The organism is Epilithonimonas mollis (assembly GCF_900142325.1).
Classification (GTDB): Bacteria; Bacteroidota; Bacteroidia; order Flavobacteriales; family Weeksellaceae; genus Epilithonimonas; species Epilithonimonas mollis.
The window spans coordinates 102,375-117,161 of sequence record NZ_FRAM01000001.1 but is presented as its reverse complement, the minus strand read 5'-3'; the positions used below and the strand labels follow the sequence as shown (position 1 = coordinate 117,161).

Below are 14,787 nucleotides of genomic sequence, written 5' to 3'. Positions count from 1 at the left end.
AATTAATTCTTAATTTCTGAAAATAAATTGTTCAGACTTTCTGCCTGGTTTGTTTGAACTTGGTTTTTCAAAGCTCCGCCCTCGAACGCTGCAAATGTTGGCAAATTATCAACAGTTGCAAGTTTTCGACTTTCGGGTAATTTCTCTGCATCCACATAATAGAAAGGAATCTCATCATTTTCTGAAGCCAGTTTTTTGAATTTTGGTTTCATAATCCGGCAGTTTCCGCACCATGTTGCACCATACTGAACCATGACCTTGTCATTCTCACTTACAATCTTTTGTAAGTTATCTTCTGTTAGTTCTATGTACATTTTTACAATTATTAATGATTAATTATAAATAACAATCGATTATTATAATCAATTAGTTTTTGCTGAAATATTCTGCTACACCAGTTCTGTTCGCATTCATCGCTTCTTTGCCTTCTTCCCAGTTGGCAGGACAAACTTCTCCGTGTTTCTGAACATGCGCATAAGCATCGATCAGACGAAGATATTCTTTAACATTTCTTCCAAGCGGCATATCGTTGACAGACTCATGGAATATTTTTCCTGTTTCGTCGATCAGATAAGTTGCTCTGTATGTTACGTTAGAACCTGTGTAAACCTCGTTGCCTTCTTCATCATATTCCAGATCCTGGTCTACGATCCCGAGGATGTTTGCCAGCTGTCTGTGTGTATCTGCAAGAATCGGATAAGTAACACCCTCGATTCCGCCGTTCTCTTTTGGTGTGTTGAGCCATGCAAAGTGAACTTCGTTGGTATCACAAGAAGCACCGATTACTACAGTGTTTCTCTTTTGAAATTCGGGTAAAGCTTCCTGGAAAGCATGCAGTTCTGTGGGGCAGACAAAAGTGAAATCTTTTGGATACCAGAACAAAATTACTTTTTGCTGATTGTTTAAAGCTTCTTCAAAAACATTGATCTTAAGATCATCACCCATTTCGCTCATTGCATCGATTGCTACACTTGGGAATAATTTACCTACTAATGACATAATATTATAAGTTTAAATTGTTTTAAAAATTACAGATACAAAAATATAAAGATTTTGTGAATTGAATATTAATTTATGATTTATAAAATCTATTAATATAAATGATAAGTATTTCCTTCTATCTACGCTAATAATTAAGAACAATTGATAAATTATTAATGCAATGTTTTGAATAATCCTATAATTATCCTTCAAATTTCAAACATTTAATTAACAAAAACAATGAGCAAAATCACAAATTTGTAATTGATTTTATAAAAAAAACACTTCAGTATGATGGAATTTAAGAAATTATGTTTAGATCATTTAAATCCTTATAAAGTAATTAGTTAAGTCTGTATTTGAACTGTCAGAATCTTGTAATATTCATTAATTATGTTATTGCTTCATTATAATATGATTCTTCATGTTCCTAATTTTAGATTCGGAAAAAGGATAAAAAATCCAGCGAAGATTTGTTTGCCAGATATTTTATTTAGTTCTAAAGAAAAAACAAATTAAAATTAATCAATAATTACTCTATGAAAAAAATCAACTTTTTGGCTGTTTTGCTTGGCGGTTTTTTGTCTGCCCAAACTACTTTTACTATCGTCAAAGACATCTATCCTGGTGCTGTAGGTTCCAATCCTGTCAACTTTACTGTGTATAACGGCAAACTATATTTTGCGGCAAGCTCTACCGTCAACGGAACTTCTATCGGAAACGAGTTGTGGGAAAGTGACGGAACAGAAGCCGGAACAAAACTTGTTTCTGACATTATTCCGGGTCAATCGTCGTCGTCACCATCCAACCTGACAGTCTTTAATGATAAGATCTATTTTACAGCAAGCAATATGGTCAACGGTAGCAGTACAGCGGGATTATTGCTTTCTTATGATGCAACCAACGGCGTGAAAACAATATCAACAACAGTGAAATTTGGTGCAAATCTCACAACGGTTGGTAACAAATTATATTTAAAAGCCAGCAACACAGCTGTTACTCCGAATACCAACAGATTGTTTTCAGTAGATTCTAATGATCAGGTAACCCTGACAGATGATAATCTTAATGTGAACGTAATCGGATCAATAGGAAGTAAAGTGCTTGCTAATGCACAACTGGCAACTGCTCCAAATCCATTCTTGACACAGCTTTTCGGATTTGACGGAACATCTACCGATTTGATCAAAAATATCAATCCTTCCACATCTTCTTATCCAACGAACTTCTATTACAGCCCGGCTCTTGGGAAAACTTTTTTCAATGCTAATGGCGGAAACGGAGCGGAGCCCTGGATGACCGACGGCACCGAAGCGGGAACATCTATAGTAAAGGATATTAACGTATCTGGTCCTTCAGCCGGTTCCGGACCTCAGAATTTTATGGAGTATAAAGGAAAAGTTTATTTTTCTGCGTCCAGCGGTCTTGAATACGGAACAGAACTTTGGGTGACTGATGGAACAGAGTCAGGCACGATGATAGTAAAAGACATTGTACCGGATACTCCTGGTTCTTTCCCTGAAAAAATGGTGGTTTATAAAGACAAATTATATTTCATTATTACAAATGGCAGCATTAAGCAACTTTGGGAAAGCGACGGAACAGACGCAGGTACAAAAATTCTTTATACCGTTTCTTCAGTTAATGCACTGGTTGTTTATAATGATAATCTATACTTTGCAGGAAGAGTCAGTAATAGTGATGTAATTGGTTCTGAGCTATATAAGGTAAATTTGGATGATGCTAATCTGGCCGTTTCGGACGTTTCAAATTCTGGCGTTAAGATATATCCAAATCCTTCCAAAGGAACATTTTTAATCAATAATGTGAAAAAAGGGACATTTGAAATGTATGATTTCTCAGGCAGAAAGGTAGAAGACGGAAAGATAACTGATGGTAAAGTTTCAACGAATGTAAATTCTGGAAATTACATCTTAAGAATCAAGTCAGATGATAACAAGATTAATGAGACTGCAAAAGTTATAGTACAATAAAATTGTATTTATTATACAAAAAAACGGCTATCTTTTACAGGTAGCCGTTTTTTTTGATTTATTTTAAAACTGTCCCAGACAGTCTTTCATCCTTTTCATGGCTTCTCTCAGTTCTGCTTCCGAAGCAGCATATGAAAAACGGATACATTCTGGGCTGCCAAAGCTGACGCCGCCAACACAGGCGACCTTTGCATTCTCTAAAAGAAACATAGCAAAATCATCAGAATCTTTGATTTCTGTTCCGTTCAGGTTTTTTCCTATAAAATATGAAATGTCAGGGAAGAAATAAAAAGCACTTTTCGGAAGGTTACATTTAAAGCCTTTGATATCTTTCATCAGATCGAAGACAATATCACGTCTTTTATGAAACTCATCAATCATAAACTTCAATTCTGAAGGATCCATCTCCAAAGCAGTAATAGAAGCTCTCTGCGCTACTGTATTAGCGCCGCTTGTCATCTGACCCTGAACCTTGTCACAAGCTTTAGCCAACCAGTCAGGGCATGCAGAATAACCGATTCTCCAGCCTGTCATAGCATAAGCCTTACTCATTCCGTTGATTACTGCTGTTTGCTCATAAACCTGTGGGAAGCTTGCAATAGAAACGTGCTTGCCTTCATAGTTTATGAATTCGTAGATCTCGTCCGAGATGATGGTAATTTCGGGATATTTTGCAATAACGTTGGCGATGGCTTCCAGTTCTTCAACGGTATAGAAGCTTCCCGACGGGTTGCAAGGTGAGCTGTAAAGCAACGCTTTGGTTTTCGGTGTAATGGTTTTTTCCAGTTGTTCAGCCGTGATTTTAAATTCTGTATCGATAGATGTTTCAATGAAAACAGATGTTCCGCCAACCAGTTTTACCATTTCGTCGTAGCTTACCCAGTACGGAGCAGGAAGAATCACCTCGTCTCCATCATTGATGATCGCGGATAAAACATTGATAATGGATTGTTTTGCGCCGTTGGAAACGCAGATCTGGGTCGGTTTGTAATTGAGATGATTGTCTCTTTTGAGTTTGTCTGATATAGCTTGTCTCAGTTCCGGAAATCCAGGAACAGGAGAGTAGTGACTGTAATTTTCATTAATGGCGTCGAAAGCGGCTTGTTTTATTTTTTGAGGCACATCAAAATCCGGTTCTCCTAGTGTCAGGCTTATGACATCTATTCCTGCGGCCTTCATCTCGCGTGCTTTGTTGCTCATTACAAAAGTCTGAGAATAACTCAGTCTGTTCAGTCTGTCAGAAATTTTACTCATTATTAAATTTAATTGATTCAATGACAAATATAATTTTTATATCGATATGCAGAAAGGCTTTTCAGAGAATTTGGTTTAACAGATAAATATCATCCTTTATTATTTTAATAATAAATTTAACAATTCAAACAAATATCGTCAGGAATAATATCATAAAAGTTAAAAAAATATTCATGTAATTATATATTATATAAATATTTAATTATTTTTGCAGTCGCTTCTTGAAGTTTAATTGAGTTTTTCGAAGTATAAATCACAATATGAGATACACAGATGAATGATAGCTTTATTAAGTCCTTAATTGTTTTTTCGCTCTTTATTTCTGTTTTTTTCAGTGCTCAAAACCTGAATATGGATTCTGTGGAGGAGGAAGTTATTCAGAATAACCGTGCAGGTAATTACAGGCTTTCCCAAAAAAAGCTTTCTGATATTCTGTTGGCTGGAAAATTAACAAAACAAGAAAAAGCGTATATACTATTTTTCCTTGCAGGCACATATCGCAGTGTTGGAGATTATATGATGTGCATTGATAATCTGAATAAGTCCAGGGCGCTTTTAAAAGGATTTCCTGATGATAACGTTCTGAGAATGAGAATCGAGTATGAACTTGCTTTTGTTTATTTTGACAATAATGATTTCCAAAAATCCAAGCAGGTGATGGAACGTATTGCATCCCAGAAATATAAAAGTCCTATTCCCGAGGATCAGTCTTATATTCTGATGCAGGAAGGTTATCTTTTGCTGCTGCAAAACAAATTCGAAGCTGCAGAGATAAAGTATAAGCTCGCTCTGGACATTATGAAATCCGTAAGTCATTGCAATCTTCCGACGGTCTATGTCAAGATGATGACCCTTTACAGCAAAAAGAAAAACATACAGAAGGCTGAAGAGGTCTATCGTAAAAGCATGCAGATCTCTGACAGCTGTAATATTCTTAAGTATAAAATTTTTGCAGCGTCGGAAATGGAACGGATCTATAAAGAAAACAAACTGTTTGGTAAAGCTTACCTTATCAGTTCTGCATTAGATTCGCTAAGAAGGCTGGAGAATCTGAACACAACAGTTTCCGAAATGCATATTGTTGATAAAGTTTATACAGAAAAAGGGCAGGTGAAAAAAGAGGAGTCCGATATTCTGAGGAGAACAATATTGCTTGTTATGGTTATTTTTCTTAGCATTCTGATTGCATTTTATTTCTACAAAAAATCAAAACGTATAAAGAATGACAAGCTGAAAATACAGGAAGCGATGGATCAGATGAAATATGAAATAGGTTCCGCTAATAATATTTCCGAAAATAATTATTTCAATTCAAATCGATATTTTTTCCTGGATTCAGAGAATCTTACGGACCGTCAAAAAGAACTTTTGATCCACATGGCGGATGGTCTTTCTAATAAAGAAATTGCAGACAAACTTTTCATAAGTGAAAGTACCGTAAAATATCATATCAAAAATATTTATGCTATTTTAAATATCAGTGACAGGAAAGATTTTTTTAAAAAACTGACAGAAAAAATCTGAAAATTACCTACTACATTTCCCATACAACTCCGTAAAACTACCTACTACATCGCCCATACAGAGACTACCCCAAGGGGTAGTTTTTGCTTTAAACACAGGTGTTTAGCTGCATTAATTTTATTTTTCATGAGATAATTAATAATTTTGCATTGTCAAAAACGAACAAATAGTTTCAGACAAAAAAACGATAAGGAAATCATGTAAATGTCAGAACAATTAATGTTCTAATATTTAAAAAATCAAAACTGTTCTTAGCATAAGTTAACTATAAAGTTTTAATAATAATATAATTTTGCACGCTCAAAAAAACAAATTTAAGACGATGAGAAAACACTACTTTTTACTAGTTGTAATTCTTTTTGCAAACATGTTATTTGCACAGACGGAATTAGTGAGATGGGGTTTGACTTCCAGCGGAAACGTAGCTTATAATGATAGCCGAGTAAATGCAAGCGCCATCACAACCGACCAGAATCCGATTTCTTATGCAGCGCAGGGAATGACTGTAACGGGTTGGAATAATGGAAATATAGAGCATTACCGGTTTTTCGGATTTTCAGTAGGATCTTCCAATGGTGGCGCACTGAAAATTTCAAACCTTGCCTTCGAACAGGAAAAACTCAATCCGGGTCCTACTAACTATACAATAAAATATTACATCGCTCCGAATGCAAATAGCATTGGTACATTTGATTTTTTTAGTAATCCTAATACTGTTACGCTTATTGATAATGAATCCATTAGTTCAAATCCGGTTAAGAATATTCCTTTAAACATAACATTAACAGGAACCCAGACATTAGTTGTGCGTTTCTTTTCTTCTGGTAATAACTGGAGCGCAGGATGGAAAATCAAAGCCAATACTTTGAAGCTGACGGAAGCGCAGGCAGTTGCACCGGTAGCTAATAATGACAGCTATACAATCTATAAAAATACGGATACTAACTTCAATATTCTAAGTAATGATGTATCCGGAACCACTATCAGCAGTATCTCGATAACTCAGCAGCCAGTTCACGGAACATTGGTTGTAAACGGTGCTACGAATGTTACTTACAAACCTGCAACCGGATATACAGGTACAGATTCTTTCAAATACAAAGCGGGGAACAGCACAGGATTATCTAATGAGGCCACTGTTAGCATAAATATCATTGAAGACCCGAATACAGCTGTACCAGTTGCCAATAATGATTCTTATACTGTTTATAAAAATAATGAGGCAAATTTCAATGTCCTGAGTAATGATACTTCCGTTTTGGCTATAAGTGGGGTGACTGTCACTCAACAACCGGCTCACGGTACTGTTACTGTAAATGGAACTACAGATGTAACTTATAAGCCAGAAATAGGATATCTGGGTACAGATTCTTTCAAATACAAAGCCGCTAATTCTACAGGTTTATCCAATGAAGCTACTGTCAGCATTGATGTGATTGAGAATGTGACATCGGTGATAGCACGATGGAATAATTCCAACTATATACCGACAAAATATAACAATAAGGTTACCGTTGAAAAGATGACTTCTACGGCTGATCTTTCTTATGCTCAGTATCTTAATATACCAGGTTACAATGCTTTCCATACAACCGGATGGCCGGATAAGAATGTTGAAACTATTGATAAGTCAAAATATATCCAGTTTACAATCAGCCCGAAAAATGGATATAAATTATATTTATCCGATTTCAAATTTCTTTGCAGAACAGACGGAGGCGATGCTAGAATCAAAATTGATTACTCTCTGGACAATTTTGCCACAGCTTTCAATGTGCTGCCGGAAACAACAGTAACAAATGCTGTATCAACAATTCCGGTAACGAATTTTTCCAGACCTATAGCAACTGACGGACAGGTTGTATATCTGAGAATCTATGTATATAATACATGGAATGCTTTTGAAATCCTTCTCAACGATGGAGGCAGCGTTGGCCCTGCTTTCAGCGGTAATACCGAATACAGCTCTGCTGCGCCGATTGCATATAATGATACAGTTACTAATATCGTTAACAATGATATTGATATCAATGTGTTGATTAATGATGACTACAGTAACAAGGTTAACTCATTGACGTTCACACAGCCATCGCATGGCTTCACAAGTCTGAATGCTGATAAAACCATCAACTATATCCCTTCAAAAGATTATGTTGGTTCTGATTCTTTTTCATATTATATAACCAATGAATATGGTGTGTCAAATTCCGCAACTGTTAGTATTTCCAATAATCCAAATGCTACAACACCACTTATCCGTTGGGATCTGAATAACTTTAATGCCACTCCTTTCGAGTCATTCATCAATAGCACGCAGATGACAACTGCCGGTGGCGTAACAGTGAATGTTGGGGGAGAAACAAATCCCAAAGCCTATTACATCGTAAGCCAGAATAACGGAACAGGAAGTCCTATTAATACTGCAAAATATACACAGTTTATACTGGATAACATCAGTACAAATAAAACAATAGAGCCGAAAACATTCAGCTATATCGCAAAAGGTACCAACGGAGCAACATACGAGTTACGTTATTCCAAAAATGCTGATTTCTCTGCATATACAGTAATGGCAACCGGAACAGTGACCGATACATATACGCTGAAAACTTTCAACTTTGATAATACACTGAAAGTAGAACCGGGCGAAAAGGTCTATGTAAGGTTATACCTTTACAATACAGATTATGTACAATATGTTTTCCAATATCTTCCGGGTGGTTTAGGCCCAGAAATCGACGGAATATTCTATAACTATGTGTATGCAAGCAATGATACAATATGGACGAATCCTGCAAGCCCGCACTGGAGTAATGGGACGCCTACTGCAACTAAAAATGCAATTATTGAAACCGCATATAATACTACATCGTACGGGAATTTCGAAAGTCAGAACCTAACAATAAAAGCTGGCGGAACTTTGACCGTAAATACAGGTGGTTATATCACGGTTAATGGTCAGATAGCTAATAACAATACGACGGCGTCTTCTTTTGTAGTAGATCACAATGCAAACCTCTTGCAAAAAGGATCTGCACAGAATACAGGAAGCCTGACGGTAAAGAAATTGGCAATTATCCCTAAGAAGGGCTTCAATTACTGGTCATCTCCGGTTACAGGACAGAATCTTTATCAATTCTCTGATGGATACAACCCAGCTAATGGAGGAACAGGTACCGGTACTCCTTGGAATTTATTCTATGTTTACAATGAGGCTAAGGATACGTTTGTGTCATCCATTGCTAATGAAATTACATTGAACTCAGCTTCTGTTTTCGAACCTGCAAGAGGATATGCAATCCGTGGGAAAAATAGCTTCCCGGAGAATGTTACAGTTTCTACGCCGCCGGCATCATTCCAGTTTGTAGGAACACCACAAAATGGTGATATCAATTCTTATAACTTGAAGTGGACCAACGCACAGAAAGGGTACAATATGGTTGGTAATCCATATCCTTCCAATCTGAGTTTTGACGATTTTTATGAGTATAATAAATCAAAAATGTTTGGTATTGCCTATTTCTGGACAAATAATGACTCAAGCATAACTACTCAGCAAGGTAGTAACTATAGTGGTAACAATTATGCTATCTTAACATCGGTTGGTGGTGCTTCTGCAACATATTTCGGATACAATAACAAAAAGCCGAACGGTAACATCTCGGTTGGACAAGGATTTTTAATACAGGCAAAACAACAAGGGAAAAACCAGCCTCTGAATTTTACCAACGATATGAGAACACCTGATATTGCAAATTATTACAATAAAGGCGCTCAGAAAAACAGATTCTGGCTGGAGTTCAAGTCGCCGACAGATGTGAATAACGAAATCCTTATCGGCTATGTAGCCAATGCAACTGATGGGTTTGATGCGGATTATGATGCGGATCTTTTAGCCATCGGAAGCGATTCATTCTGGAGTATTCTTGATAATCATAAACTGGCTATACAGGCAAAACAGCCTCAGTTTAGTATTGAAGATATTTCTAAACTAGGTTTCAAAGCGTCGGTTTCCGGTAACTATACAATTACTATGACTGACAGAAACGGGATTTTTGATTCAAATCAGGCGGTTTATCTGAAGGACAAGTATCTGGACAAAACGGTCAATATTACAGATAACCCTTATGTATTCAGTACTAATGCGGGACAGTATGATGATAGATTCGAAGTGGTTTACAAATCTTCAGGAACATTAGGTGTAGACAACAATGTCAAAAAAGGAATCATTATCACAAAAGATACCGAGAACTTCATAGTGAAGTCAGAAGATAACCTGGATGAGGTGAGTCTTTACGATTCAGTAGGAAGATTATTATTCAACACAAAAAATGCTAAGAAAGAATTAAATATTAACAAAGTAAACCTTGCAGAAGGTATGTACATTATAAAAGTGATTTCTAAGAATACAACGATGACAAAAAAAGTTTTAAAATAGCACAAATTTGAAAAACTATTTTTAACCATCAAATTATTTTGATGGTTTTTTTGTGCCTGATAGTGAACGATTCAGAAATCTTTTTCATAATTTCGCCTTATGTCTTTAGATTTAATTTTAAAATATTTTCCGGATATTACCAGCGGACAGCAAAAACAATTCGAAGAACTGGAAACTTTGTATAAAGACTGGAATGAGAAAATCAATGTCATTTCCAGAAAAGATACAGACAGCCTTTATGAGAAGCATATTCTGCATTCTTTAGGAATTGCAAAAGTGATGGATTTCGCAGATGGTACCAAAGTCCTAGACATTGGAACCGGCGGTGGATTTCCCGGGATTCCGTTAGCGATTTTATTTCCACAGGTTCAGTTCACCCTTGTCGACAGCATCGGCAAAAAAATCACAGTAGTAAAAGGCGTAACGGAAAGCCTTGGCCTGCAGAATGTCACCGCACACCATATGAGAGCTGAACAGTTAAAAGAAAAATTCCATTTCGTAGTCAGCAGAGCCGTCACACAGATGCCGGTATTCCTGACCTGGCTGAGAGGGAAATTTGAAAAAGAACAGTTCAACCCGAAACATAACGGCGTTCTATATCTCAAAGGCGGCGAGCTGGCAGAAGAACTGGCTGGATTGAAATGCGAAATTTTCAACCTCAAAAACTACTTCGATGGCGAATTTTTTGATACAAAAAAAATAGTCTATTTGTCAAAAGGTAATTTTAACAACTAAAAAGAAACGATTATGAAGAATGTTTTTATTTTATCCGTTTTAACAGCATTATTGGCCATCTCTTGTAAGGACAATGATGACTATTCAGAAATTACAAGCGTCTATGCCGCCAAGATCGACAGCGTTCATATCCCGATGGATACAATGGCGCTGGGCGTGACCCAGGAGATGAAGCTCTATTCCACATTCACCCGGGCATGCGAAGGCATCTACAGCTACGATTATCAGTACACCAACGATTCTGTCAGAACTGTTGCCAATTTTGCATACAAAACAAACGATGCCTGTCTGGATGGGACATACGTAGACGGAAGCCGTGTAAACTTCAAACCGGAGAAAAAAGGAACCTACATTTTCAAATTTTTCACAGGAAAAGATTCAGCAGGAACCAACACCTTCCTCCAGAAAAAAGTGGTTGTAGAGTAAAATTTTTAGAAGCTATTTCCCGCTATCCGCTATATCTTTTTTGTTTGCGACCATTGTTCATCAATAGAAATTGAAAGAAAAACAAAAAAGGATGCCGCTGCTATCGGGGCTATGGATTTTGTTATCTTTACAATCATCAGAGAGATCAATACACATTTTGTCATTCCTCAGAATATGGAAAATATTCTGAGACAAAATAAAATTGAAACCGTAATTAAATTCAACAAAAATAATTAAATTGAGCCTTTAAGTTTTAAAGGCTTTTTTTATGCAGTTTCTTCATAAGATTATTTCGGAATTATTAGAAAATCATCAGGATATTTCCGGGCTGGACATCGTTTTGCCGGGAAAAAGACCAATGGTCTTCATCAAAAGAATCCTCAAAGAGAAACAATACGAAGGACTTTTACCCAATTTTGTCACCATAGACGAACTCATTGCAGAACTTTCAGAAAATATAGAAATAAAAGGTATTGCACTATGGTTATTCGCTTTTCGGATTTATAATAAGATAGATCCTTCTGAAGATTTCTCCGGTTTTCTCAAATGGTTTCCGACTCTGCAGAAAGACTGGGACGATATGATGAAATTCTCCGATGATGATCAGAAAATCCTGCTTTGGATGCTGGATGAAGAACGCATCAAAAACTGGGGCGAAAATCTCGGTGACGATGACAACCCCAGGAAAAGAAACCTGAACTTCTGGCGGAAAATGAACGAGTTCCTGCCACTATTGAAATCGGAATTGCAGATAGAAAACCTCGCCACTTCAGGAATGATCTACCAGGAAGCATTTTCAAAAATTGAAAACTTCGCCAAAGAAACCAATCGTCAATTTATTTTCTGCGGATTCAATGCTCTGTCAAGAGTAGAGGAACAGTTGGTAAGACAGCTCCTGCAGTGGAATAAAGCTGAGACTTATTTCCAGGCCGATCGATATTACATTGATGACGAAAGACAGGAAGCCGGAAAGTTCCTGCGCGAAACTTTGAAATGGAAAGAGTTCAATGACAGCCGGAATTTCAGATGGATTGAAAATCAGTTTTCTCAGTCCAAAAATATCAAAACCTACGAAGTTTCCGGGAACATCGTTCAGGCAAAATTCCTTCCTCAAATCCTGAAAAAAATCCCCAAAACAGAACTCTCACAAACCGCTTTGGTACTGTTGGATGAGAATCTTTTACCTGCGGTTTTAGACAGTTTAAATGTTGTTGACAGCGTGAACATCACTATGGGATTTCCATTGAAGAATCTATCTTTCAGCAATGCGGTTAAAAAGCTTTTCTATCTTCAGAAACAACAGGAAAAAAAATCATCCAGTTACTATTACGCGGACGTTCTGCCAATTCTGGAAGAATTGCCGAATGATGAAAATGATTCTGAAATTATCCGGAATTTTATCTTAGCAATAGAAGAACGAAACATTGTTTATATATCTAAATCCTTGTTACAGGAATTACTTGGAAACCTGAGTTATTTCCAGCTTCTGCAAAAACCTGAAAACTATCAGACATTTTTAGAACTGCTGATTAGGTTCTGTTACGAACTTAAGTTCAAAGAGCTGGATGATATTCAGTATGAAAATATTGCTTTGTTTGAGAATGTTTTCAAAGTTATCAGAAACCAGTTGCAGCCTTATCAGATTGATGTGAAAATAGAAACACTCGAGATTCTCATCAATCAGCTGGTCAATTCGGAAACTATTGATTTTGTGGGTGAACCGCTGGCCGGTTTCCAGATTATGGGACTGTTGGAAACTCGGCTTTCAAACTTCAAAAATATCATTCTGTTATCTGTTAACGAAGGGAAATTACCGTTAGGAAATACCCAGAATACCTATATTCCGTTTGATGTCCGCAAGAATTTTGGACTGAATACCTTCTTGGAAAATGACAGTATTTATGCTTATCATTTTTACAGATTAATCCAGAATTCGGAGAACGTGCATTTGCTTTACAATGCGTTGAGTTCCGGTGTCAATACAGGCGAAAAAAGCCGTTTCATTACACAACTGGAAATGGAAAGCCCGCACGATATCGAACATATCATTATCGAAAATTCCTCAGAACCGATTGCTCAGGAACTGATGAAAATCGAAAAAAATGAGGAGGTCATGCGCCTACTGAACGAATGGAAAAAACGTGTTTCGCCTTCGCATCTCGTGACTTATCTTTATAATCCGATCGATTTCTATCTTAATCATATTCTCAAAACCAGGGAAACCAGCGAGATCGAGGAAGAATTATCACAAAGAAATTATGGTAATTTGGTACATTATGCTTTGCAGTTTCTACATGATCCCATTACAGGTAAGGTATTAACGGTTAGTGATTTAGAAAATTTACTTCAACAGACAGATCCAGCGATCGACTTTGCTATTGAGAAGCTGAAACACCAGCAGGAGTTCTACCAACGGGGAATGAATTACATCCACAAAGAAATTGCCAAAAGAGTAGTGCGCAATATTGTAGAATATGATCTGGAAATGGTGAAGAATGGTGCTGCTCTACAGATTCTGGATCTGGAAAAAGAGATCAATTGCGATTTTTTTCTGGATGAAGCCCAAACCGACAAAATCAGTTTTTATGGTTTCATAGACAGGATCGACAGACTGGACGGGATTACCAGGGTTATCGACTATAAAACGGCAAAGCCGAAAAACCTGACCATCAATCTAGGAAAAAACAAAGAAGAAAAATTACCGGAATTATTCTTTCGGGATGATTATAAACAAGCGTTACAATTATCAATTTATAAATTCTGCATCACCAATTCATTAAATATAAAACCGGAAAATGTACAAACTGCGATCTGGTCTTTTGCAGAAGTCAATAATGGTCCGCAAACGCTGAATTTCATGGATATTGAAGATCCGGAAGTGGAAGACGCTGTCAGAAACCTGATTTTTGAAATCCTGAATCCTGAGATTCCGTTTGAGGAAAAAGAAAAAGTGAGTTGGTAAGAATATGACTCTAAAGGCTTTAACTTCGCACAGCCTGACATACTGTAAATACACTATGTTAGTATTAAAATTATCGCACTGAGCGGAGTCGAAGTATCTCTCTGTAGTTTTCCATATACAGATTATTGAAATACTTAAAATTAGATTCAGTCCTTAAAATGAAGGACAATGATTTTCATCGTGATAGTCGGGGTTTTCTGGATCAGGTCGTGACGATCTCTCATATAATCCATGCCCGGCTTCATTAAGTCTTTCTTTAGAATTATCAATCGGTTTCTGAATGATTAGGATTACTAATATTTAACTCAATTTTTTTATATTAAAAGTAAATCTCTAAGGGCTTAGATTCTTGCTCCGTAGGAGCGACCTGTTGATTACATTTTTTTAATGAACGAAATTGGTTTATGTTTAAAACGAAAAAACCTGCGGAATTATTCCGCAGGTTTTTGTTAAAATATATAAGATCGATTTGA

Annotated in this window: 9 protein-coding genes; 6 read left to right on the top strand and 3 right to left on the bottom strand. The window is 36.7% G+C overall.

The window, feature by feature from the left end; all coding sequences use genetic code 11:
* Nucleotides 1-2 precede the first annotated feature (2 nt).
* Together BUA97_RS00500 and BUA97_RS00495 are read right to left on the bottom strand one after the other, a co-directional pair.
* Complete coding sequence (locus BUA97_RS00500; RefSeq protein ID WP_072995768.1) at nt 3-314, bottom strand: thioredoxin family protein; 312 nt, start codon at nt 312-314, stop codon at nt 3-5.
* 52 nt (nt 315-366) lie between these two features.
* Nucleotides 367-999, bottom strand: a complete 633-nt coding sequence (locus BUA97_RS00495) for a peroxiredoxin (protein ID WP_072995766.1) — start codon at nt 997-999, stop codon at nt 367-369.
* Between the two features lie 521 nt (nt 1,000-1,520).
* Here BUA97_RS00495 and BUA97_RS00490 point away from each other — a divergent pair.
* On the top strand, nt 1,521-2,975 hold the full coding sequence (locus BUA97_RS00490) for an ELWxxDGT repeat protein (protein ID WP_072995764.1): 1,455 nt from the start codon (nt 1,521-1,523) through the stop codon (nt 2,973-2,975).
* Nucleotides 2,976-3,038: 63 nt separating this feature from the next.
* Here the strand turns inward: BUA97_RS00490 and BUA97_RS00485 are convergent, their stop codons facing one another.
* Nucleotides 3,039-4,229: a pyridoxal phosphate-dependent aminotransferase gene (locus BUA97_RS00485; protein ID WP_072995762.1), complete on the bottom strand. Its 1,191-nt coding sequence runs from the start codon at nt 4,227-4,229 to the stop codon at nt 3,039-3,041.
* Nucleotides 4,230-4,580: 351 nt separating this feature from the next.
* On the opposite strand from BUA97_RS00485, the gene BUA97_RS17240 reads away from it, so the two are divergent.
* From BUA97_RS17240 to BUA97_RS00460, 5 genes are all read left to right on the top strand, one after another.
* Nucleotides 4,581-5,753, top strand: coding sequence for a LuxR C-terminal-related transcriptional regulator (locus BUA97_RS17240; RefSeq protein ID WP_221405643.1), 1,173 nt, complete (start codon nt 4,581-4,583; stop codon nt 5,751-5,753).
* A 322-nt stretch (nt 5,754-6,075) separates the two neighbouring features.
* Nucleotides 6,076-10,191 (top strand): Ig-like domain-containing protein, encoded by a 4,116-nt coding sequence (locus BUA97_RS00475; protein WP_084081225.1) that lies wholly within the window; start codon nt 6,076-6,078, stop codon nt 10,189-10,191.
* Between the two features lie 99 nt (nt 10,192-10,290).
* Complete coding sequence (gene rsmG, locus BUA97_RS00470) at nt 10,291-10,926, top strand: 16S rRNA (guanine(527)-N(7))-methyltransferase RsmG (protein ID WP_072995756.1); 636 nt, start codon at nt 10,291-10,293, stop codon at nt 10,924-10,926.
* Between the two features lie 12 nt (nt 10,927-10,938).
* Nucleotides 10,939-11,352, top strand: a complete 414-nt coding sequence (locus tag BUA97_RS00465; protein ID WP_072995754.1) for a hypothetical protein — start codon at nt 10,939-10,941, stop codon at nt 11,350-11,352.
* 268 nt (nt 11,353-11,620) lie between these two features.
* Nucleotides 11,621-14,314, top strand: coding sequence for a PD-(D/E)XK nuclease family protein (locus tag BUA97_RS00460; protein ID WP_072995752.1), 2,694 nt, complete (start codon nt 11,621-11,623; stop codon nt 14,312-14,314).
* The last annotated feature ends 473 nt before the right edge of the window (nt 14,315-14,787 follow it).

What these genes read in the sequence shown, in the direction of transcription:
- BUA97_RS00500 (WP_072995768.1), bottom strand. Translation starts at nt 314, where the DNA reads ATGTACATAGAACTAACAGAAGATAACTTACAAAAGATTGTAAGTGAG.
- BUA97_RS00495 (WP_072995766.1), bottom strand. Translation starts at nt 999, where the DNA reads ATGTCATTAGTAGGTAAATTATTCCCAAGTGTAGCAATCGATGCAATG.
- BUA97_RS00490 (WP_072995764.1), top strand. Translation starts at nt 1,521, where the DNA reads ATGAAAAAAATCAACTTTTTGGCTGTTTTGCTTGGCGGTTTTTTGTCT.
- BUA97_RS00485 (WP_072995762.1), bottom strand. Translation starts at nt 4,229, where the DNA reads ATGAGTAAAATTTCTGACAGACTGAACAGACTGAGTTATTCTCAGACT.
- BUA97_RS17240 (WP_221405643.1), top strand. Translation starts at nt 4,581, where the DNA reads ATGGATTCTGTGGAGGAGGAAGTTATTCAGAATAACCGTGCAGGTAAT.
- BUA97_RS00475 (WP_084081225.1), top strand. Translation starts at nt 6,076, where the DNA reads ATGAGAAAACACTACTTTTTACTAGTTGTAATTCTTTTTGCAAACATG.
- rsmG (WP_072995756.1), top strand. Translation starts at nt 10,291, where the DNA reads ATGTCTTTAGATTTAATTTTAAAATATTTTCCGGATATTACCAGCGGA.
- BUA97_RS00465 (WP_072995754.1), top strand. Translation starts at nt 10,939, where the DNA reads ATGAAGAATGTTTTTATTTTATCCGTTTTAACAGCATTATTGGCCATC.
- BUA97_RS00460 (WP_072995752.1), top strand. Translation starts at nt 11,621, where the DNA reads ATGCAGTTTCTTCATAAGATTATTTCGGAATTATTAGAAAATCATCAG.